Origin of the sequence: Aequorivita sp. 609 (assembly GCF_014212065.1) — a bacterium.
GTDB classification, from domain to species: domain Bacteria; phylum Bacteroidota; class Bacteroidia; order Flavobacteriales; family Flavobacteriaceae; genus Aequorivita; species Aequorivita sinensis.
Map to the genome: position 1 here is coordinate 29,978 of NZ_JACJVM010000005.1, position 21,704 is coordinate 51,681.

19 protein-coding genes and 1 riboswitch are annotated in these 21,704 nt (G+C 33.7%); of the genes, 14 read left to right on the top strand and 5 right to left on the bottom strand.

The features are described from left to right. The first annotated feature begins 9 nt into the window (after window positions 1-9). The 3 genes from H4O20_RS02625 to H4O20_RS02635 are packed head-to-tail and all read left to right on the top strand — an operon-like array spanning window position 10 to window position 5,719. Window positions 10-2,772, top strand: coding sequence for a carboxypeptidase-like regulatory domain-containing protein (locus H4O20_RS02625; protein WP_185098195.1), 2,763 nt, complete (start codon window positions 10-12; stop codon window positions 2,770-2,772). 5 nt (window positions 2,773-2,777) lie between these two features. After that, entirely contained in the window at window positions 2,778-3,986 is a 1,209-nt protein-coding gene (locus H4O20_RS02630) for a DUF4249 domain-containing protein (RefSeq protein ID WP_185098196.1), read from the top strand. A gap of 2 nt (window positions 3,987-3,988) precedes the next feature. Next, window positions 3,989-5,719, top strand: a complete 1,731-nt coding sequence (locus tag H4O20_RS02635) for a hypothetical protein (protein ID WP_185098197.1) — start codon at window positions 3,989-3,991, stop codon at window positions 5,717-5,719. Window positions 5,720-6,056: 337 nt separating this feature from the next. Beyond that, a riboswitch (TPP riboswitch) is annotated at window positions 6,057-6,159 on the top strand. Between the two features lie 67 nt (window positions 6,160-6,226). Here H4O20_RS02635 and prfB read toward each other — a convergent pair. Then, window positions 6,227-7,334, bottom strand: a protein-coding gene (gene prfB, locus H4O20_RS02645) for a peptide chain release factor 2 (RefSeq protein WP_185098198.1) whose coding sequence is annotated in 2 segments (ribosomal slippage) — window positions 6,227-7,270 and window positions 7,272-7,334 — 1,107 coding nt in all. Because the reading frame shifts where the segments join, the coding sequence is not laid out codon by codon here. A gap of 119 nt (window positions 7,335-7,453) precedes the next feature. Here prfB and H4O20_RS02650 point away from each other — a divergent pair. From H4O20_RS02650 to H4O20_RS02665, 4 genes are read left to right on the top strand one after another with little or no spacing between them, the layout of a single operon-like run. Then, on the top strand, window positions 7,454-8,476 hold the full coding sequence (locus tag H4O20_RS02650; protein WP_185098199.1) for a low specificity L-threonine aldolase: 1,023 nt from the start codon (window positions 7,454-7,456) through the stop codon (window positions 8,474-8,476). Between the two features lie 13 nt (window positions 8,477-8,489). Next, window positions 8,490-9,890 (top strand): nicotinate phosphoribosyltransferase, encoded by a 1,401-nt coding sequence (locus H4O20_RS02655; protein ID WP_185098200.1) that lies wholly within the window; start codon window positions 8,490-8,492, stop codon window positions 9,888-9,890. A 3-nt stretch (window positions 9,891-9,893) separates the two neighbouring features. Further along, window positions 9,894-10,499 (top strand): bifunctional nicotinamidase/pyrazinamidase, encoded by a 606-nt coding sequence (pncA, locus tag H4O20_RS02660; protein WP_185098201.1) that lies wholly within the window; start codon window positions 9,894-9,896, stop codon window positions 10,497-10,499. 51 nt (window positions 10,500-10,550) lie between these two features. Beyond that, entirely contained in the window at window positions 10,551-10,790 is a 240-nt protein-coding gene (locus H4O20_RS02665; protein ID WP_139854761.1) for a hexameric tyrosine-coordinated heme protein, read from the top strand. A gap of 120 nt (window positions 10,791-10,910) precedes the next feature. Here the strand turns inward: H4O20_RS02665 and H4O20_RS02670 are convergent, their stop codons facing one another. Both H4O20_RS02670 and H4O20_RS02675 read right to left on the bottom strand, forming a co-directional pair. Continuing rightward, window positions 10,911-11,231 carry a YegP family protein gene (locus H4O20_RS02670; protein ID WP_139854760.1) on the bottom strand — a complete coding sequence of 107 codons (321 nt, stop codon included), beginning with the start codon at window positions 11,229-11,231 and terminating at the stop codon, window positions 10,911-10,913. A gap of 100 nt (window positions 11,232-11,331) precedes the next feature. Beyond that, window positions 11,332-11,655, bottom strand: coding sequence for a YbaB/EbfC family nucleoid-associated protein (locus tag H4O20_RS02675; protein WP_139854759.1), 324 nt, complete (start codon window positions 11,653-11,655; stop codon window positions 11,332-11,334). 64 nt (window positions 11,656-11,719) lie between these two features. On the opposite strand from H4O20_RS02675, the gene H4O20_RS02680 reads away from it, so the two are divergent. The 6 genes from H4O20_RS02680 (at window position 11,720) to H4O20_RS02705 (ending at window position 19,484) form a co-directional block, all read left to right on the top strand. After that, window positions 11,720-13,855: a S9 family peptidase gene (locus tag H4O20_RS02680; RefSeq protein ID WP_185098202.1), complete on the top strand. Its 2,136-nt coding sequence runs from the start codon at window positions 11,720-11,722 to the stop codon at window positions 13,853-13,855. 81 nt (window positions 13,856-13,936) lie between these two features. Further along, window positions 13,937-14,974, top strand: coding sequence for a PLP-dependent cysteine synthase family protein (locus tag H4O20_RS02685; RefSeq protein WP_139854757.1), 1,038 nt, complete (start codon window positions 13,937-13,939; stop codon window positions 14,972-14,974). 180 nt (window positions 14,975-15,154) lie between these two features. After that, window positions 15,155-16,417, top strand: a complete 1,263-nt coding sequence (locus H4O20_RS02690) for an aminotransferase class I/II-fold pyridoxal phosphate-dependent enzyme (protein ID WP_139854756.1) — start codon at window positions 15,155-15,157, stop codon at window positions 16,415-16,417. A 97-nt stretch (window positions 16,418-16,514) separates the two neighbouring features. Then, window positions 16,515-17,192 carry a DUF2461 domain-containing protein gene (locus H4O20_RS02695; protein WP_185098203.1) on the top strand — a complete coding sequence of 226 codons (678 nt, stop codon included), beginning with the start codon at window positions 16,515-16,517 and terminating at the stop codon, window positions 17,190-17,192. A 338-nt stretch (window positions 17,193-17,530) separates the two neighbouring features. Further along, window positions 17,531-18,280, top strand: coding sequence for a carbonic anhydrase family protein (locus tag H4O20_RS02700; RefSeq protein ID WP_139854754.1), 750 nt, complete (start codon window positions 17,531-17,533; stop codon window positions 18,278-18,280). Window positions 18,281-18,428: 148 nt separating this feature from the next. Then, window positions 18,429-19,484 (top strand): NAD(P)-dependent alcohol dehydrogenase, encoded by a 1,056-nt coding sequence (locus tag H4O20_RS02705; protein ID WP_139854753.1) that lies wholly within the window; start codon window positions 18,429-18,431, stop codon window positions 19,482-19,484. An 82-nt stretch (window positions 19,485-19,566) separates the two neighbouring features. On the opposite strand, the gene H4O20_RS02710 is transcribed toward H4O20_RS02705, so the two are convergent. After that, window positions 19,567-19,968 carry a VOC family protein gene (locus H4O20_RS02710; RefSeq protein ID WP_139854752.1) on the bottom strand — a complete coding sequence of 134 codons (402 nt, stop codon included), beginning with the start codon at window positions 19,966-19,968 and terminating at the stop codon, window positions 19,567-19,569. A 44-nt stretch (window positions 19,969-20,012) separates the two neighbouring features. Then, window positions 20,013-20,174 (bottom strand): DUF1328 family protein, encoded by a 162-nt coding sequence (locus H4O20_RS02715; protein WP_139854751.1) that lies wholly within the window; start codon window positions 20,172-20,174, stop codon window positions 20,013-20,015. 326 nt (window positions 20,175-20,500) lie between these two features. On the opposite strand from H4O20_RS02715, the gene H4O20_RS02720 reads away from it, so the two are divergent. After that, the gene (locus tag H4O20_RS02720) at window positions 20,501-21,703 is read left to right on the top strand and encodes an exonuclease subunit SbcD (protein ID WP_185098204.1); all 1,203 of its coding nucleotides are present in this window, start codon (window positions 20,501-20,503) and stop codon (window positions 21,701-21,703) included. Window position 21,704 lies beyond the last annotated feature (1 nt).

Here is a 21,704-nt window from a genome sequence, read left to right on the forward strand (position 1 = left end):
CCGCGCTTTATGCAAATTAATTTCCTGGCAATTCTTATGCTATTACTTTCCACTGTAGGCTTGTTTGGTCAAACCGAACAGAATATTACAGCTACGTTTAATAATTCACCATTAAAAGAAGCCATTCTTAAAGTGGAATCAATTTCTAATAAAGAATTCTATTTTGAAGAAACTTGGCTGAAAGGATATTATGTAACAAAAACTTTTAAAAATGAATCTTTAAGAGAGGTTTTAGAAGGACTTTTTAGTAACACAAACATCAATTACGTGCTTAAGGATAACAAAGTTATTCTTCTTAATAATACCTATGTCTATACTGAATTGCCTCCAGATTTTTTCAATGAAGTGACACAGAAAGAAAATTCGATAGAAGTCAAAAGCAACGCTCCTATTTTTCAAGAAGAATATGCCAATAGTCATACTGTTCACAAAAGAAAAATGGTAACTATAGGGAAACAACGCCCAAATACTTCTAATAACACATATGTACTCTCAGGAGTTTTTAAAAATTTTAATACAGGGGAACCTCTTGCAAATCTTTCAATTTCTACAGTAGATAGAAGTAAATATGCTATTACTGATTCTGAAGGAAAATATAGTATTCGGCTTCCTTATGGTTTAAATAAGTTAGAAACAAACTTATTAGGGTTCGAAAAAATACGTCAAGATGTAATTATGTATGGAGATGGTTCGCTTAATATCGAATTAATCGAAAACACCGAATCATTAGAAGAAGTGGTGGTAAAGTCTAATAAAGATGCCAATGTTCGCGATGCTGTTGTAGGTGTAACTAATATAGACATTGAGTCGATTAAAACAATTCCCTTGGTATTAGGAGAGCGTGATGTTTTAAAAGTAGCTACCACTATGCCAGGAATTAAAACCGCTGGTGAAGGGTCTAGTGGGTTTAATGTTCGTGGTGGACGTTCAGATCAAAATCTAATTTTATTAGACGATGCTGTTTTATACAATCCTTCTCACTTTTTAGGGTTCTTCTCGGCAGTAAACCCTTTTACAACGGGAAGCATGGAAATTTATAAGGCTAGTATTCCAGCTGAATACGGTGGCCGACTTTCTTCAGTTTTTGATATAGAAACCAAATCGGGTAATATGGAAAAGTTTGCTGGAGAAGGGTCTATAGGGCCTATAACCGCCAACCTCGCGCTTGAAATACCTGTGGTAAAAGAAAAAGCTTCATTAATAGCCGGGTTTCGAGCTACGTACTCCGATTGGATTTTAAGAAGTCTAGATGAAGATAAATTAAAAAATAGCGAAGCTTCTTTTTACGATGGAATTGTAAAATATAAACACAATATAGATAATGATAATTCAATTCAAGGGACAGTTTATTTCAGTAAAGATCGATTCAGCATAACTTCCGATTCAATTTTTGATTATTCTAACCGATTGATTTCATTAAAATACAATCATGCCTTTAGTGAAAAGAGTAAAGCTGAACTTATTTTAGTAAATAGTCAGTATCAATACGAAGTAAATTATGAGGCTGATGCCAATCAAGATTTTGAATTTGATTATCAGTTAAACGAGTATCAAGCGAAGTTAAACTTCAATTATAAGCTTAATAATAAGCACAGATTGAGTTACGGTTTAAGCAGTAAATTGTATGCTATAGATCCTGGAAATATTAATCCTATTGGTGAAAATTCTGATGTACTGGCTAAAAGTATAGACAGAGAGAAAGGGTTAGAGTCTGCAATTTATCTAGCCGATTTGTTTGAAGTGAATAAAAAGTTTCTACTAGATTTAGGGTTGCGCTATTCTTTTTATTCAGCGTTAGGCCCTGCAACTCAAAATATTTATACTTCTGGGGTTCCTAAAAGTGATAGCTCAATAGAAGAGGTTAAAGAATTCGGCAATAATGAATCTATCAAAACCTACGGAGGCTTAGAATATAGATTTTCAGCAAGATATTTACTAGGAAATGATTTTTCAGTGAAAGCTGGATTTAATAGAACCATTCAATATTTACATTTACTATCTACCAATACCACACAATCGCCTACAGATATTTGGAAGCTTTCAGATTTAAATATCGAGCCTCAACGTGCAAATCAATACAGCTTAGGTCTCTTCAAAAACCTATCAGAAAAAGACATTGAGTTTAGTTTAGAAGGATATTACAAAACAATGGCCGACATATTAGATTATAAAATTGGCGCACAATTAATAATGAATGATGAATTGGAAACCGAGTTACTGCAAGGTGAAGGAAAAGCGTATGGAATTGAATTTTTAGTAAAAAAGAATAGTGGAAGGTTTAATGGATATGTTGGTTATAGTTACTCTCGTTCACAAGTGAAATTAGATAGCCAACTTATGCAAGAGCGTGTAAATAATGGCGAGTTTTTTTCAGCTAATTATGACAAACCTCACGACTTTTCAATTGTTGCCAATTATAAATTAACTAAGCGTTTTAGTTTTTCTGGAAACTTTACTTACCAAACTGGCCGACCAATTACATATCCAATAGGGCGTTATGTTTTTGCAGGAGAAGAACAAGTTTTATACAGCGACCGAAATCAATTTCGAATTCCAGATTATTACAGATTAGATTTAGGCGTAAACATAGAAGGGAATCATAAACTAAATAAGCTAGCACATAGCTTTATTAATATTTCAGTTTATAATGTATTGGGTAGAAATAATCCGTATTCAGTGTTTTTTGTAAATGAAGCGGGAGAAATTAAAGCGTATAAAACTTCTATTTTTTCGATACCAGTTCCTACAATAACATATAACTTTAAGTTTTAGGAATTATGAAAGCAAACCTATTATATATCGTTCTTTTCGCCATATTTTTAAATCTATGGGCTTGTACTGAGCCGTATGAAATTGAGACAGTAGATTTTGAAAGTGTTTTAGTTGTGGAAAGTACAATTACTGATGAATTTAAACCTCAAATCGTAAAACTAAGCAAGACAACAACTTTAGAGAATCCTGAAATATTATTTGAAAACAATGCAACTGTTGTAGTCAATACAAATACTGGGAGCACCTTTGATTTTATATGGGACGCTTCTGAAAATTATTACGTTTCGGAGATGCCATTTAAAGCTGAGCCTAATGTTGCATATACATTAAGTATAATCACCCAGGACGGGAAACGATATTCTTCTTCTGAAGTTGTTCTCCCGCCATCAGTTGAAATGACTGAAGTTTATACAGAACGCGTAGTTAATACAGCAGAAAATAAAGATGGAGCTCATGTTCTGGTGAACACAGAAGATCCTACAGGAAGCGCAAAGTACTTTAGGTATGAATACGAGGAAACCTATAAAATTGTTGCACCAAATCCATCTCCGTATTATGCCGAAATTGTGAATTACGATTTTACTCGTGGTACTTATGAAGTTATCCTTACGCCTAGAGAACCTGAAGAAATATGTTATACTACCGAGTATTCAACAGGAATCATACAAACTTCCACTACCGAACTTAACGATAATAGAGTCAATAGATTTCCAGTGAAATACCTTTCTAAAAATGATGCCAAAATGCAAACTCGGTATAGTATCTTGGTAAAGCAGTACGTACAGAGCGTTGAAGCTTTTACATTTTATAAAGTAATTAAAGAGCTAGGCAGCATTGAGAGTTTGCTTTCACAGAGTCAACCTGGTTATGTGGCAGGTAATATAACTTCTGAAGATAATCTAGACACTAAAGTAATAGGTTTCTTTGAAGCCTCATCAATGACATCTAAAAGGATTTATTTTAACTACCAAGATGTTGGTCTTGAAGAGCCGCCGTATTTTGTGGATTGTGAGGTTTTAACATTAGATTATAACGACGCTACTGTCTTGGATGACGACCCAAATGAACGCGAAGCACTATATCAACTTATTACTTATAATGACTATCAGGTCCTTTCAATGAGTACTACTTTAATATATCGAGTTGTTCAACCTGAATGTAGTGTTTGTACTTATTTTTCTTCTAATGTAAGACCTGATTTTTGGATAGATTAATTATGAAAAAAAGCATATTTATAATATTACTCATTCTTTTGGGAAACGCCACTTTTTCACAAATCCCGAACCAAGATTTGTCGGTAGAGTCTAATGTTTTTCCTAAAGAAAAATTAGCGCTTACAATTAATTCTAACATACTATTAGCTGGGGAATTATTGCAATACAGCACTTTAAATTTAAATGAAGCAGGTAAGAAAAGTAAACTGAGCAAAGTAGTGTATGTTTCTATGCGAAATGAAAACGATTCGGTTGTTTTTCATCATAAATTAAAACTTTATAACGGAAGAGCTAATGGAGATTTCTTTATTCCTGCAACTTTGAAATCTGGAATTTATAGACTTATTTCCTATACAAATTTCTCTAAAAATAACAGGTTAGATGCTTATGCTTTAAAAACGATTTACGTTATAAATACATTTATGAAAATGGATAAAGTGAAGAATGCTTCAGATTCTATTCACTTAAATTTTTCTACAAAACTCAGCAGAGTTTCTACTTCGGATGAAAGTAATCAGCAAATTAAAATTGTATCGGATAAAGCTACTTATGGCCCTCGTGAAAAGGTGAGTTTAAAATTAGAAGGAATCTCGAATAAAATAAATGGCAATTTTGTTTTATCTGTCAGAAAACTGAATCCAATAGAAATCTCAGGAAAAACATCTGAATCGGTTAAAGAGAGCTCTTCCGATGTTTTCCATATACCCGAGGTACGGGGAGAGTTAGTTTCTGGTACTATTTTAAACAATGATGGAAATGTTCCTGTTAAAAATAAAATAGTTTCATTAACGATACCTGGAGAAGATTTCATTTTTAAAAGTACATCTACTGATGCAAACGGGCGATTTTTCTTTTCAGTATCAGAAGGCTACAGTTCTGATAAAGGAATAATTCAATTGAGCTCTAAAGATTCAAGAAAAGAAAATTACACTATAAATATTGATAAAAAACATTTGAAATTAAATGGCTTTAAAAGGAGGGTTTTGAGTTTAAATCCTGAATTGAAGAATTGGTTACAAGAAAGAAGTGTGCAATTACAAATTGAAAATGCCTATTTCGAAACCAAAAGAGATAGTATGAAACCACATAAAACCACTTCAAGATTTTATAACAACTTAGGAACGGTATATAATTTAGATGATTATACTCGCTTTTCTACCTTAAGAGAAACCTTTGTAGAAGTTATTACACTTGCAGCAATTCGTGGAAACGAAGAAAATGGCAGGTTTATCATTTACAACGCTTATGATCCTAATAGAATTGCAAAATTTAATGATATTCCACCTTTGGTTTTGTTAGACGGAATTGAAATAATAAATAATGAAGATCTCATTAACTACAATCCCCGCCAAATTAAAAGTGTAAGAGTGATTACAGAACCGTATAGATATGGACCAAAAATTTACAGCGGGATTATAGCTGTTGAAACTATAAAAGGTGATTTTACACCGAATAGCACAGATAAAAGTATAAAAGTTTTCGATTTAATTCCAGCAGTGGCAGAGAAGGAATATTATAAACCTAATTACCAATCAGGAGCGAATAAGCTTTCTCGAATTCCAGATTATAGAGTACAGCTAATATGGAATTCGCAAATTGAAAGGCTAAATGATGGCTTTATTGATAGTTTTTTTACCTCAGATATTCCTGGAACCTATCAAATTTCTATTGAAGGATATGGGGTTAATGGGGAGTTTCACTATTCAACAAACAATTTTATGGTAATTCATTAAAACAAATGTTAAATTATTGTGTATTTATGTTAATATTTTGTTATCTTTAAGGAGCATATTTAATATTAACATCAAACCTCCTTTTTTTATCATGCTTCACTGGAAAGCAATATTTATTATTTTATCTATTGTGTTCGGCGTAATAGGATTTATAGGCATTGGAGATGGACCAATAGAACCTGCACAATTTGTTTTTGCAATATTTTTAGTTCTCTTAATGTCTTTATGGGTTTTCGATTTTGTAGGAAAGAAACGAAAAAGAAGATTATAATTTATTTAATATGTTAAATGTTTTGATATATAGTATTTATTTCAAATTAATTTCATACTTTTACTAAACATCATATCGGGGTGCTTAAAGTTTTAATTAACAGCTGAGATTATACCCGTAAAACTTCGAGATAGGTAATGCTAGCAGAAGGAATATGATTTGCAAAGGGAACATAGATTCAAATCTTGTTCCCTTTGTTTTTTTTCTATAATGAGATTTCTATAGAAATTTAAATCTTATAATTCGTCCGACTTTTCTTCCTGTCCAGTCATCATTAGATAGGCTTTTAAGAAACCGTCAATCTCACCATCTAATATAGCGTCTGTATTTCCTGTTTCATGTCCTGTACGAACGTCTTTTACTAATTTATAGGGATGTAAAACGTAATTGCGAATTTGTGAACCCCATTCGATTGCCATTTTACTATCTTCAATTTCGGCACGTTGAGCTTGTTGTTTGCGAAGCTCAATTTCGTACAATTGCGATCGAAGCATTTGCATAGCCTTTTCACGGTTTTCTAATTGGCTACGGGTTTCGCTATTGTGAATAATAATCCCACTAGGGTGGTGAGTAAGAATAGCTTTTGTTTCAACCTTGTTAACATTTTGACCTCCAGCTCCGCCACTACGTGCGAAATCCCAAGAAATATCGGCAGGGTTTATATCAATTTCTATACTATCGTCAACAAGTGGATATACGTAAACACTTACAAAACTTGTATGTCTTTTGGCATTACTATCAAATGGTGAAATTCTAACTAATCTATGTACACCATTTTCACTCTTTAACCATCCAAAGGCATATTCACCATCAATTTCTAGGGTTACAGTTTTTACTCCAGCAACATCACCAGATTGAAAGTTGAGCTCTTTTACCTTAAAACCATTCTTTTCTGCCCACATTAAGTACATACGCATAAGCATTTGTGCCCAATCGCAACTTTCTGTTCCACCAGCTCCTGCGGTAATTTGCAGTACAGCGCTCATATCATCGCCTTCTTCGCTTAGCATATTACGGAATTCAAGGTCTTCGATGGCGTTTTCGGCTTTTTCAAAAATAGCGTCAACATTTTCAGCAGTACCTTCACCTTCTTTATAGAACTCTAAAAGGATTTCAGCTTCTTCAGTAAGTGATTTTGCTGTTTCGTAGTCAGTAACCCATTTCTTTTTGGTTCGTAGTACTTTCATAAAAGCTTCTGCTTCCTGAGAGTTATTCCAAAAGTTGGGGTCAAAAGTTTTTTCTTCGTCGTTTGTAATTTCTATGTTTTTGCCATCAATGTCAAAGATAGCGCCTCAAGGCATCTAACCGTGTCTTAAGGTCTTTTATTTGGTCTGTTGAAGTCATATAATAATTAAGAATTTCAACAAAAATACCATTAACTTCGTGAGTAGGATATATATTTCGGCTAATTTTATACTTTTCTGAAGATTGCTAATTGAACCCAAGAATTTCACAATTATAATATGATAATAGATTTAAGAAGTGACACCGTAACAAAGCCTACAAAGGAAATGATGCAGGCCATTATGAATGCTGAAGTTGGAGACGATGTTTACAAAGAGGATCCTACAGTTAACAAATTGGAACAAAAACTAGCGGAATTGTTCGGGATGGATGCTGCGTTATTTTTTCCTACAGGAAGTATGGCAAACCAAGCAGCTATTAAAATGCATACTCAACCAGGAGAGCAATTAATTGCAGATAAATGGGCTCATGTATATAATTATGAAGGAGGCGGTGCTTCTTTTAATAGCGGTGTTTCTTGCAAATTGATTGACGGACACCGAGGCATGATAACAGCCCAACAAGTAGAAGAAAGTATAAATCCTCCAGATTTTTATCACAGTCCCTTAACCACATTGGTTTGTTTAGAAAATACAACGAATAAAGGTGGCGGTGCCTGCTATAACTTTTCAGAAATTGAAAAAATTAAACAAGTATGTGATAAGCACAATTTAGGTTTTCATTTGGATGGAGCGCGAATTTGGAATGCTTTAATAACTAAAAATGAAGATCCTCAAGCTTATGGAAGAGTGTTTGATACTATTTCTGTCTGCCTAAGTAAAGGCTTAGGAACGCCTATAGGAAGTGTGCTACTCGGTAATAAAGAGATAATGAAAAAAGCAATGCGTGTCCGCAAGGTTTTAGGAGGAGGAATGAGGCAAATTGGATTTATGGCAGCCGCTGGGATATACGCTTTAGACAATCATTTGGAACGCTTAGGGGAAGATCATAAGAAGGCTTCAGAAATAGCGGAAGTCCTGTCAAAACAATCATTTGTAAAGAATGTGGAGCCTACTGAAACAAATATTGTTATCTTTTATCTTTCTGAAGCGATTTCAGAAGAAAAATTTATGGCCGATTTGCTTCAGAAGAATATAAAAATAAGTGCGATGGGGCAGGGGAAACTTAGAATCGTTACTCATTTAGATTATACCGACCAAATGCACTCAAGGTTTTTAGAAACGATAAATAATTATTCATAATAAAATTCAACTTATGCTAAATATTTCAGCATCATATACCGACTTATATCAACTGACAATGGCTCAGGTTTATTTCAAAACCAAACCAGATAGTACAGCTGTGTTTGATTATTATTTTAGAAGCAACCCTTTTAAAGGTGGATACACGATTTTTGCGGGACTTCAAAATATCCTTGAAATCCTTGAAAATTTACGTTTTACGGATGCCGATATTGAATATTTAAAGACACACGATTTCGAAGATGATTTTCTCGAGTATTTAAAAAACTATAAATTTCAAGGAAACATAAATTCAATTAGTGAAGGTGATATAGTTTTTCCTACGAGTCCGATTTTACAAGTTGAAGGTAATATTATAGAGATTCAGATTATTGAAACTGTATTGCTTAACATTTTAAACTTCCAAACGTTAATAGCAACGAAGGCAAGTAGAATTCGCTACAGTGCCGGTGATAGGGTATTACTTGATATGGGCTTACGTCGTGCGCACGCTACGGGAGGATATTTTGCAACAAGAGCTGCAGCAATTGGTGGTTTTAATAGTACTAGTAATGTAAAAGCGGCTGAGGATTTCAATATTCCAGCTTCAGGGACTATGGCACATTCTTTTATTCAAAGTTATGGAGATGAACTTCAGGCATTTCGAGATTTCGGAAAAATACGATCTAAAAACTGTGTGCTTTTAGTGGATACTTATAATACATTAAGAAGTGGAATTCCAAACGCTATAACCGTAGCGAAAGAAATGGAAGAGAGAGGAGATAGGTTGATGGGAGTGCGATTAGATAGTGGGGATTTAGCCTATTTAGCTAAAAAGGCACGTAAGCAACTTGATGAAGCAGGACTGGAGTATGTAAAGATAGTAGCTTCTAATCAACTAGATGAATATGTAATTAAAAGTTTGAATGAGCAAGATGCCCCTATCGATATATTTGGAGTGGGAACTAATCTGGTTACTGGTAAACCAGATGCATCATTAGGTGGTGTATATAAACTTTCAGAGTTTAATGGTGATCCAAGAATAAAAGTTTCAGAAAACATCATTAAAGTATCCTTGCCTTGTAAAAAACAAGTGTATAGAATGATTGATGATAATGAAATGTTTTTAGGAGCAGATGCTATTGGAATTGCTTCAGAAGATAAAATTAAAAGAATGTACCACCCATTTGATTTTAATAAGGAAATGGATTTGCAAGATTTTAAACACGAGGCTTTATTAAAACCTGTAATGGTAAATGGGGAAAGTACAATAGGCAAAAAAACAATAAACGAAATAGCTGCATTTACTAAGGAACGTCTAAAGTTATTACCAGCCGAATACAAACGTTTTGAAAACCCACATATATATAAGGTGGGTTTAAGTGAAGCGCTAAAATCGCAACGTGATAAGTTAATTGCAGCACATAAGTCTTAAATTATGAAAACACTAATAGTTATTGATGTTCAAAATGATTTTATACCTGGAGGCTCATTGTCAGTTCCCGATGGAGATAAGATCGTTTCAATTATCAACGGCATACAGGATAAATTTGATTTAGTAGTCGCATCACAAGATTGGCATCCACAGAATCATATTAGTTTTGCTTCAAATCACAAAGGTAAAAAGACTTTCGAAGAGATTGAAGTTTTTGGTAAAAAGCAAACCTTATGGCCAGACCACTGTGTTCAAGGCGCCGTAGGTGCAGAGTTTCATCCAGATCTTAGAACTGATAGTTGGGAAACCATTTTTAGAAAAGGTACCGACCCGAATATCGATAGTTACAGTGCATTCTACGATAATGGTCATTTAAAATCAACTGGACTCACAGGGTATTTAAAAGAAAAAGGAGCTACCCAATTGTTTTTCTGCGGCTTAGCTGCCGATATTTGTGTGTATTATTCTGTGAAAGATGCTATGGAAGAAGGGTTTGAGTGCTTTTTTATTGAAGACGCATCACAACCATTAGATGCCGCTACTTTTAAAATTCAAAAGAAAGAATTAGTGAAATTAGGAGTAAAAATGATTAGCGCTAAAGAAACTTAAATAAAAAATTAAACTTAAACTTAAAAGATTGATTAATTAAAATTATTGAAAATGTCAGAACAATTTGAAATGGTGCCAGGAAACTCACTTATTACGAAAACTCCAGAAGAGGGGAGACAACTTGCAGTAAAAATGGCAAGATTGGTAATTAAAGCCACCCAACCTGATTCAGCAATTCGAGAAAAATTACGTCCAATCTATTCTGAAGATGCGGCTATGTTAATTTCTGTAGGGCAAGTTGTCGCTACTGAATTTGCTACAATCGCCGCAGCGAATAATTACTGGAGGTGATACTTAGAATTGGATAAAAACAAAATAATTTCACTTCACTAAAGCAAAATACACGAAATCACGGATATTAATATTTAAATATCCGTGATTTCATGATTAAATCTTATTCTAAAAAGAAAGTTATTCTACTTCCTTAACCTCTGCTCCAGGAGCATTTTTTCGAACAGATTCTATTCCGTTTTTTGCACCACTTTCAGAGGAATACATTTGGCTAGAGCCTATAATCTGACCGTTAGTCGCTTTAATATTCCAGTGGATTTTTCCGTTTTTAGCCGTCTTCATTTCAAAACTGTCTTCGTTTTGACAATTTTTTTGAATAGACTCAATTCCATTCATAGCAGATGCTTTAGAAGCATACATTTGGCTTGAAAGTATAACTTGTCCGTTACCAGCTTTTAAAACAAAGTGATATTTATCACCGCTTTTTTTAAGTTCAAACATAATTAGGTGTTTAAGGTTTAAAGTTTAAGCTTTCAATATCGGGAAAATTGGAATATTTTAAAAGTTACATTGCTATTTTATAAAAAGTTTAGCAAATTATTTATTTAAACATATCCATTCCAGGAATATTTGGCATTCCATCCTTAGCAACTGCAGCAATTTCTGATTCGTGAACGTTTGTTGCTTTTTCAATCGCCTTATTAAGCGTTAGTATTAGATAGTCTTCTAATTGCTCTTTGTCTTCTAACAAACTGTCATCTACTTCAATAGATTTTATTTTTCTATTAGCCGTAAGCGTGATTTTTAAAAGTCCGTCGTTACTTTTTTCATCAATTAGTACTGTGTCTAATCTTTTTTTAGTTTCTTCAACTTTAGCCTGGGTTTCTTTTAATTTACCCATCATTCCCATTAAATCTCCAAACATAATTAGTGTATTTTAGTTTCCCGCAAATTTACTACATTGTAAGTTTATTCAACAACCTTCAATTATGAAAAATTCTATTATTGTTTCATTCGCTTGTCTTACTTTTGCTGTTGCTTGTAAAAACCAAGAAACTTCAGAGAAAAATATGAAAATCACTGCCCCGAAAGCCGAAAAAGTAGTCAAGGAATTAACAGCTCACGGCGATACTCGCATAGATAACTACTATTGGTTAAACAATCCAGAAGACGAAAAAGTTATTGACTATCTTAATAAAGAAAACGAGTATTACGATGCAATGACGGCACATACCAAAAAGTTCAAAGAAGATCTTTTTGAAGAAATGAAAGCGCGTATTAAGGAAGACGACGAGTCTGTTCCATATAAATTGAATGGATATTACTATATAACCAGATACGAAACAGGTAAGGATTATCCAATTTACACCCGTAAAAAAGGTTCGTTGGATGCCGAGGAAGAAATTCTTTTTGATGTAAATGAAATGGCAAAGGGCTATTCTTATTACAACCTTTCAGGAATAAATGTTTCAGAAGACAATAAACTTGTGTCTTTTGGAGTGGATACCTTAAGTAGAAGAAAATACGACATCTTTATAAAAAACCTTGAAACTGGTGAAATTCTTACCGAGCGTATTCCTCTTACAACTGGAGGTGCTACTTGGGGAAGTGATAATAAAACACTTTTTTATACTAGAAAAGACGAAAACACACTTCGTGCCGATAGAATCTACCGCCATACTTTAGGTGATGACCCTATTAAAGATGAACTTGTTTACACCGAAGAAGATGAAACTTTTGGAACCTACGTGTATAAAACTAAATCTAGAAAGTACATTGTAATTGGTTCTTATAGCACATTAACTTCAGAGTACAGAATTTTAGAAGCAGATAAGCCTCTAGGAGAATTTAAAGTTTTTCAACCTAGAGAAAGAGGCTTAGAGTACAATATTTCCCATTATGGAAATAATTGGTATGTGCTTACAAATAAAGATAAAGCGCTTAACTTTAAATTGATGATGACTTCGGAAAACAAAACTACCAAAGAGAACTGGGTAGATATGATTTCCCATCGTGATGATGTGTTACTTGAGGATATCGATATTTTTAAAGATTTCTTGGTAATAAGTGAGCGTAGTGATGGATTGACAAAAATTAGAATTAAAAAATGGAAAGATGAAGTAGATTATTACCTTCCATTTGGCAGTGAAACTTACACTGCCTTTACGACTCAAAACCCCGAATTCGATACCAAGATTCTACGTTACGGATACAATTCTTTAAACACTCCAGCTTCCATAATAGATTTCAATATGGAAACTAAAGAAAAAACTGTTTTAAAAGAAACTGAAGTTTTAGGAGGGAAGTTTGATAAAGATAATTATCATACTGAACGACTATGGGCAACTGCTGCAGATGGAGCCAAAATACCGATGTCTGTTATTTACAGAAAAGGTATAAAAAAAGATGGTAAAAACCCATTGCTTATTTATGGCTATGGCTCTTATGGGGCAACCATTGACCCGTACTTTTCAACAGTGCGTTTAAGTCTTTTAGATAGAGGTTTTATATATGTAATCGCTCATGTTCGCGGTGGCGAATATATGGGAAGACAATGGTATGAAGATGGAAAGTTGCTAAAGAAGAAAAATACATTTACAGATTTTATTGATGCATCTAAGTATCTAATTGAAGAAGGATATACTTCAAAAGAACATTTATATGCTTCAGGAGGTTCTGCAGGAGGATTATTGATGGGAGCTATCGTTAATATGGCCCCAGATTTATACAATGGGGTTATAGCCTCGGTACCTTTTGTTGATGTTGTAACCACGATGTTAGACGACTCAATTCCACTGACGACAGGGGAGTATGATGAATGGGGGAATCCTAATATTGAGGAGTATTACAATTACATAAAAAGTTATTCTCCTTACGATAATGTTGAAGCTAAAAATTATCCAAATATGCTTGTTACAACTGGATTACACGATAGCCAAGTTCAGTATTACGAACCAGCAAAGTGGGTTGCTAAGCTTAGGGATATGAAAACAGACAACAATATCTTATTGATGCAAACTAATATGGATGCCGGTCATGGTGGGGCTTCGGGAAGGTTTGAAGCTTTAAAAGAAGTGGCTATGGACTATGCGTTTTTACTAGATTTAGAAGGAATTAAGGAGTAGTAAAATTATTTCCTTAACTTTGCAGAGTTTTTAAAACTTGGTTTTTTAGAGCTGAGTTGTTTTATAACGAACATCCTTTTTATGAAAGAAGAAATAAAAGCTTACGATAATGTGTTAGATTTAATAGGTAACACACCATTAATAAAGCTTAAAAAAATCACCCATAATATGAAGGGTAATTATTTCGCGAAAGTTGAAGCGTTCAATCCAGGACATTCTAGCAAAGATAGAATAGCACTACATATAATAGAGGAAGCAGAAAGGCAAGGAATACTTAAACCAGGTGACACTATTATTGAAACTACTAGTGGTAACACAGGGTTTAGCTTGGCAATGGTGAGCATCATTAAGGGATACAAGTGTATCTTGGCTGTTAGTTCAAAGTCATCTGCCGATAAAATTGATATGCTTAAAACAATGGGTGCCAAGGTTTATGTTTGCCCAGCAAATGTAAGTGCAGACGACCCGCGATCATATTACGAAGTTGCCAAAAGATTACATAACGAAACTGAAGGTTCTGTGTATATCAATCAATATTTTAATGAGTTAAATATTGAAGCACATTACAAAACTACTGGCCCAGAAATCTGGGAGCAGACTGCAGGAAAAATCACTCATTTGGTTGCTTGTAGTGGTACCGGTGGAACAATTTCGGGAACAGCAAAGTTTTTAAAAGAACAAAACCCAGAAATTAAAGTTATAGGTATTGATGCTTATGGCTCAGTGTTACAGAAATACCACGAAACTAGAGAATTTGATTCGAATGAAATTTATCCATATCGTATTGAGGGATTAGGTAAAAACTTAATTCCTACAGCTACAGATTTTGATAAAATTGATAAATTTGAAAAAGTAACCGATGAAAGCAGTGCACATACAGCGCGTGAATTAGCTAAAACTGAAGGCCTATTTGTTGGATATACAAGTGGAGCAGCAATGCAAGGCTTAAAACAATTAGACGAAGAAGGTGAATTTAATGAGGATAGTAATATTGTAGTTATCTTCCCTGATCACGGTTCAAGATATATGAGTAAAATTTATAACGACGACTGGATGAATCAGCAAGGGTTCTTTGATACAGAGTCTGAGTTAATTGAACAAATAGAATACGTAAAATAATACGTGAAATTAAAATTAATCTCCCCTAATTTCTATAAATAAACCTTTAAATGTCCCAAATGCGATTCGTATTTGGGATTTTTTATATCCTTTATTCTCAATACTGAAAATCTCCGGTCCAAATCTTAGAATCTTATTATAATTTAATTAATTTTGTCCCGCATTTTAACAGAAATTTTGATGAGAGATCTATTCGATAAAATCTATAAAGATAAAGGTCCGTTGGGAAAATGGGCTGATCAAGCAGAAGGCTATTTCGTATTCCCAAAATTAGAAGGTCCAATCTCTAATAGAATGAAATTTAAAGGCAAAGATGTAATCACTTGGAGTATTAATGATTACTTAGGTCTTGCCAACCATCCAGAAGTGAGAAAAGTAGATGCTGAAGCAGCTGCTAAATGGGGTTCTGCATACCCAATGGGAGCAAGGATGATGAGTGGTCATACCGATCTTCACGAACAACTACAAAGAGAACTTGCTGAGTTTGTAAATAAAGAAGCTGCGTACTTATTAAACTTTGGTTACCAAGGTATGGTTTCTACCATTGACGCATTAGTGTCTAAGGACGACGTAATTGTTTACGACGTGGATGCTCACGCTTGTATTATTGACGGAGTTCGTCTTCATTTAGGACAGCGTTTTACTTACAAGCACAACGATATGGAAAGTATCGAAAAGAATTTACAACGTGCTACAAAGGTTGCTGAAAAAACTGGAGGAGGGATTCTTCTTATATCTGAAGGTGTATTCGGTATGCGTGGTGAGCAAGGTAAATTAAAAGAAATTATCGCGCTTAAAGAAAAATATAACTTCCGCTTTTTCGTAGACGATGCTCACGGTTTTGGAACTTTAGGTAAAACTGGAGCTGGAGCAGGTGAGGAGCAAGGAGTTCAGGATGGTATAGATGTTTACTTTGCAACTTTTGCAAAATCTATGGCTAGTACTGGTGCTTTTATTGCAGGTGATCAAGAAATAATCAATTACTTAAAGTATAACCTTCGTTCGCAGATGTTTGCTAAATCATTGCAAATGGTTCTTGTAGAAGGAGCTTTAAAGCGTTTAGATATGCTACGTTCTATGCCGGAGCTAAAACAAAAGCTATGGGAGAATGTAAACGCATTACAAGGTGGTCTTCGTGAAAGAGGATTTGATCTTGGAACAACGCAAAGCTGTGTAACTCCAGTATATTTAAAAGGAAGTATTCCAGAAGCGATGGCTTTAGTAAAAGACTTACGCGAAAATTACGGAATTTTCTGTTCTATTGTTGTTTATCCTGTAATTCCAAAAGGATTAATTCTTTTAAGAATGATTCCTACGGCTTCACATACAATGGAAGATATTAATGAAACTTTAGAAGCTTTCTCTTCAATTCGCGAGCGTTTGGAGAATGGAACTTACAAAAGACTTTCTGCTGCTGTAGCTGAAGCTATGGGTGAGAAATAATAAGTGTTATTTTAGTTATATATTTATGAATAATCCACTCCTAGGGGTGGATTTTCTGTTTTACACCAGTACCTTTATCTTTTAAATATTTTTACTGATGAATCCAACGATCCCGAAATCTGCATTTGAGTTTCTTTTGAAGCTAAAAGAAAATAACAACCGCGAATGGATGCAGGAAAATAAAAAAGAATATTTAGCGAATGAAAAGCTATTAAAAGAATTTTATTCTGCAGTAGAGAATAACTTGAATGTAACCGACGAGATTGCAAGAGTAAAAGTGTTCAGAATAAATCGCGACGTTCGGTTTAGTAATAACAAAACCCCTTATAATGTTCATCGCAGTGTTAGCTTTAGTAGAGCAGGAGCTCATAGAAGAGGTGGCTACTATTTAAGGCTAGAACCAGGTAATAATTATATGGCTGGAGGATTCTTTTCTCCAGAAAAAGAAGATTTATTTAGAATTAGAAAGGAATTTGAATTAGATTCTCAGGAAATTCGTGAAATACTAACCAGAAAAGAATTTAAAAAGACATTTGGTGGTTTCAATCAAGAAAATGCAGTTAAAACAGCTCCAAAAGGTTTTAATAAAGATGATGAAAATATAGATTTAATCAGGCTTAAAAGCTTTTTCGTTACACATAAATTTACTGATGAAGAAGTTTTTGCTAAGGACTTTAAAGATAAACTCCTTAACCACTATTTACTACTTCGTCCATTCTTTGATTATATGAGTGATGTTTTAACCACAGATTTAAATGGTGAATCAATAATATAGTTAGCAGCATTTTGTTGATAACATAACTTCTTATTTCTCAGTTTTTTTTATCCTACCACCTTCCCTTTTTACTGATTTAATTACTTTTTGTAAGTACCTGAATGCTATAATCTTCAATTGTAACATATTTATTGAAGTGAACTTTGAAAATCTCCTACGTGTTACTACGTATTTTCTACTTGTAGGATTCCATTTTTCATAATATTGGTCGTTATTGTTAATGATTTACTTTATTTTTATAGGAATATCCCTTCAGATTTATAAAATATTCAAAAAAATAACATTTATTTAGTCGCTTTTTTCATCGATTGATTAGATAACCCAAAAGTCAAATTATTATGAGTGTAACATTTAGAATTTCTGTATTAGCATTTATTATTATGACTTTTACATGTTGTAAACAAGAACAAAAAACAAATCAACCAGTTGCTCATTTAGAAGCTGAAGAACCTTCAGTAGAGTTGGTAGGTGATGTAATGAGTAAAGCAAAACAAGATATCTTAACACCAGATGTAATAATAAATTCTCTTATGGATGGTAATGAAAGGTTTGTGAACAATGAACTTACCGCTAGAGACTACTCTAAACAAGTTAAAAACAGTGCCGGAGGTCAGTATCCAGAAGCTGTGATTCTATCGTGTTTGGATAGTAGAATTCCAGTAGAAGAAATATTTGATAGAGGTATAGGCGATCTTTTTGTGGCTCGTGTAGCTGGGAATTTTGTTAATGAAGATATGTTGGGTAGTTTGGAGTTTGCGTGTAAAGTATCAGGTTCAAAATTAATTGTTGTGTTAGGTCATAATCATTGTGGTGCTATTCGAGCGGCTGTAGATAATGTAAAACTTGGAAACATAACATCTATGTTAGAGAAAATTCAACCAGCTGTAGATAATGTGGATTACGATGGTGATAAGACCTCTGCTAATGCCGAGTATGTTGCTAAAGTCTGCGAAAGTAATATCAATAATACTATCGATAACATTAAAAAAAACAGCTCAATTCTAAAAGAAATGGAAGACGCTGGCGAAATTAAAATTATTGGCGCTATTTATAACATTGAAAATGGGAAAGTAGATTGGTTAGATTAGTTCTTATATTTACTGCCCTTACTGTCATCCTTGGTTACATTATTAACACCACCTTAACCCAAAATTCAAGTTTCTGTAGGTACTTTTACACTTGTTACGGCTAACTATCTGTTGGCGTATTATTCTACATTTAAAATCTAAATATATAATGACATTAGCAACAAAAGCTTTCGGTGTAAAGGAAGAAAATAAACCATTAGAACCTCTTGAAATACAGCGTAGGCCAGTAGGTGATAGCGATGTTAAGATAGATATTACTTACTGTGGGGTTTGCCATAGTGATATACATACGGCTAGAAATGAATGGGGTGGATCAAAATATCCAGTAGTTCCAGGTCACGAAATAATAGGTCGCGTTTCTGCTGTAGGGAAAAACGTAAAGAAATTTAAAGTTGGAGATTTGGTAGGTGTTGGATGTATGGTAGATTCTTGCCAAGAATGCAATCAATGTAAAAATGATTTAGAACAATTCTGCGAAAAGGGGGCTACATATACATACAATAGTGAGGATAAACATATTCAAGGTCAAAGAACTTTTGGAGGTTATTCTAATGAGATAGTTGTGGACAAGGAATTTGTTTTAAATATTCCTGAAAATATAGATCCTGCTGCTGCTGCACCACTTTTATGTGCTGGAATCACTACATGGTCGCCTTTAAAGCACTGGAATGTTAAAAAAGGGGATAAGGTAGGAGTAATTGGTTTGGGTGGCTTAGGTCACATGGGTGTTAAGTTTGCTAATGCATTAGGTGCTCATGTGGTGATGATAACTACTTCGCCATCTAAAATTGAAGACGCAAAGAAACTTGGTGCTCACGAGGTGCTAATTAGTAAAGATGCTGAAGCAATGAAAGCGCAAAAACAATCATTTGACTTTATTCTTAACACTATTCCTGTTGGACATAAAATGGATCCGTATATTTCCTTGTTAAAGAATGACGCTACAATGGTTTTGGTTGGTGCAATTGAGCCCTTAGAACCTTTCCATGGAGGAGCGCTTATTAGAGGAAGAAAACGAATTTCAGGATCATTGATTGGTGGAATTAAAGAAACCCAAGAAATGCTCGATTTTTGTGGAGAGCATAATATTGTTTCAGATATTGAAATGATTGATATAAAAGATATAAATGATGCTTATGATCGTGTTGTTAAGGCAGATGTAAAATATCGTTTTGTAATCGATATGGCTTCATTAAAAGCATAAACTTTACATTGAAGTATTGCTTTAAGTAAAAAACCCTAACTTATTAAAGTTAGGGTTTTTATAAATTTAAAACTTAGTTGTATTATTCTTTAAAATTTATCATCCAACTAATTCCATATTTATCTGTACATCTTCCATAGTGAGCGCCCCAAGAGGTTTCTTGGAACGAAGTATGTACTCTTCCTCCTTTAGATAATTGATCGAATGCCGATTCTGCCGATTCTGCTGAATCCATATCAACTCCAAGATGTATATTAGTACCATCGGTGAGTGGAGTGTCTGGAGCTGCATCGTATCCTAGAATCGTAAAATTTTTCCCACGAAGTTCTGCGTGTTGCCACTTAGAACGATAATTTCCTGGAATGTCGATTTCTTTATCTTCATAGGTTTCAGTATTCTTAATTTCGCCACCAAAAATATCTTTATAGAAATTAAATGCTTCTTGGCAACTGCCTCTAAAGGCTAAGTAGGCTTCAATTCTCATAGCTTTATTTTTTTTAAATTATTAGTAAAAACTTTTTTCCTGAATTATTTTTTAAATAACCTGGATAATAGCGATAATACTAATAGCACTAGAAAAATATAGAAAATGATTTGAGCAATATCAGTTGCTCCTTCAGCAATTCCACCGAAACCAAAGATCGCAGCTATAATTGCAATAACTAGAAAAATAATAATCCATCGTAACATAAGTTGTAGTTTTTGAGTTAGTATTGCTCTAATTTATAATAGATTATCAATTATTAAAACTTTTTAATTGTAGTTTAACAAGAAATGTTAATGGTAGTTTGACAATTTATCAAAATAACAGCTAATATATTTTTAGTTTAAAACATTCAACCATGTTAATACTGAACTGTCCTGAATAATAATTTTCGGAAAATTCTTTCTTCATTTTTAATTTGGATTAGTATTTATTCTTAAATGATTTTTTAACATTTAAAGATGAAATCGATTTCTTTAAATTCTACTTTTTAAAAATCATATCTTTGGATATTTCACAATAATAAATTGGCATGAAAATTCTCCACACTTCCGATTGGCATATCGGAAAACAACTACTTAAATTTGATTTAACTGCAGATTTAGACCTGTTTTTTGAATGGTTAATAAATTATATAAAATCTGAAGATATAGATGTGCTGTTGGTTTCAGGTGATGTTTTCGACCAAGCTAATCCTTCACAAGCAGCATTTAAACAGTATTATGATTTACTAAAGAAGTTAATCAACCTAGATTGTAAAATAATTATTACAGGAGGTAATCACGATTCCTCAGCAGTTTTAAACGCTCCAGCCGAATTACTAAAGGCATTCGATATTACAGTTGTTGGCGGTGCTACAGAAAGAGTAGAGGACATGTTTGTAACCGTAGAAAAGAACAACGAAAAAGTTGTAGTAGCTGCCATACCGTTTTTAAAAGATAGAGATATTCGAAAGTCGGCTGCAGGGGAAAGCTATGCCACTAAAATCGAACAGATAAAATCTGGACTAAGAGTTTATTTTTCCAACGTCAATTATTTTTACCAACAAAACTATTCTGATGAATTGTTTATTGTAATGGGCCATTTATATGTACAAGGAAGTGAACTTTCGGAAAGTGAACGCGATATTCAAATAGGGAATCAAGCAGGTGTAGAGGCAAATATGTTTGGAGAAATACCCGATTATGTCGCATTAGGACATATTCATAAGCCGCAGGTAATTTCTCGCGAACAAAACATTTATTATTGTGGTTCTCCCGTACCGCTAAGTTTTTCTGAAAAGGAAGATCGCAAGCAGATTAACGTGATTACTGTAGTCAATAATGAGATAGAAAACGTTGAAATTGTTCCTATTCCGAAACACAGAAACCTTGTAACTTTTGAAGGTAGTTTGCAGGAGGTGGAAGAAAAACTAAAATCATACTCTGAAGAAACCACCTTAACTTCATTAGCCGAAATTATCGTAAACGAAGAGGTTGAAAGTTTAGAAAGGCGTCAAGCTTTTGAGGCACTTATCAATTCTCAGTTTAATTCGAATATAGAAGTTGTAAAATCCCGTTTAAATTTCAGAAACAAAATTAGAGGTGCTAGTGATGCCTTTGAAGTAGGAACAGACGTGGCTGATGTAACGCCAATGCAGATGTTTGAAAAGAAACTTGAATTACAAAGTGGTTTGGAAAACACGGAAGAATTAAGGAATGCTTTCCGTGAAATTTTAGAAGAATTGAATCTATAGG

Coding starts and splice junctions, on each gene's coding strand:
- H4O20_RS02625 (WP_185098195.1), top strand. CDS start 10: ATGCAAATTAATTTCCTGGCAATTCTTATGCTATTACTTTCCACTGTA.
- H4O20_RS02630 (WP_185098196.1), top strand. CDS start 2,778: ATGAAAGCAAACCTATTATATATCGTTCTTTTCGCCATATTTTTAAAT.
- H4O20_RS02635 (WP_185098197.1), top strand. CDS start 3,989: ATGAAAAAAAGCATATTTATAATATTACTCATTCTTTTGGGAAACGCC.
- H4O20_RS02650 (WP_185098199.1), top strand. CDS start 7,454: ATGATAATAGATTTAAGAAGTGACACCGTAACAAAGCCTACAAAGGAA.
- H4O20_RS02655 (WP_185098200.1), top strand. CDS start 8,490: ATGCTAAATATTTCAGCATCATATACCGACTTATATCAACTGACAATG.
- pncA (WP_185098201.1), top strand. CDS start 9,894: ATGAAAACACTAATAGTTATTGATGTTCAAAATGATTTTATACCTGGA.
- H4O20_RS02665 (WP_139854761.1), top strand. CDS start 10,551: ATGTCAGAACAATTTGAAATGGTGCCAGGAAACTCACTTATTACGAAA.
- H4O20_RS02670 (WP_139854760.1), bottom strand. CDS start 11,231: ATGTTTGAACTTAAAAAAAGCGGTGATAAATATCACTTTGTTTTAAAA.
- H4O20_RS02675 (WP_139854759.1), bottom strand. CDS start 11,655: ATGTTTGGAGATTTAATGGGAATGATGGGTAAATTAAAAGAAACCCAG.
- H4O20_RS02680 (WP_185098202.1), top strand. CDS start 11,720: ATGAAAAATTCTATTATTGTTTCATTCGCTTGTCTTACTTTTGCTGTT.
- H4O20_RS02685 (WP_139854757.1), top strand. CDS start 13,937: ATGAAAGAAGAAATAAAAGCTTACGATAATGTGTTAGATTTAATAGGT.
- H4O20_RS02690 (WP_139854756.1), top strand. CDS start 15,155: ATGAGAGATCTATTCGATAAAATCTATAAAGATAAAGGTCCGTTGGGA.
- H4O20_RS02695 (WP_185098203.1), top strand. CDS start 16,515: ATGAATCCAACGATCCCGAAATCTGCATTTGAGTTTCTTTTGAAGCTA.
- H4O20_RS02700 (WP_139854754.1), top strand. CDS start 17,531: ATGAGTGTAACATTTAGAATTTCTGTATTAGCATTTATTATTATGACT.
- H4O20_RS02705 (WP_139854753.1), top strand. CDS start 18,429: ATGACATTAGCAACAAAAGCTTTCGGTGTAAAGGAAGAAAATAAACCA.
- H4O20_RS02710 (WP_139854752.1), bottom strand. CDS start 19,968: ATGAGAATTGAAGCCTACTTAGCCTTTAGAGGCAGTTGCCAAGAAGCA.
- H4O20_RS02715 (WP_139854751.1), bottom strand. CDS start 20,174: ATGTTACGATGGATTATTATTTTTCTAGTTATTGCAATTATAGCTGCG.
- H4O20_RS02720 (WP_185098204.1), top strand. CDS start 20,501: ATGAAAATTCTCCACACTTCCGATTGGCATATCGGAAAACAACTACTT.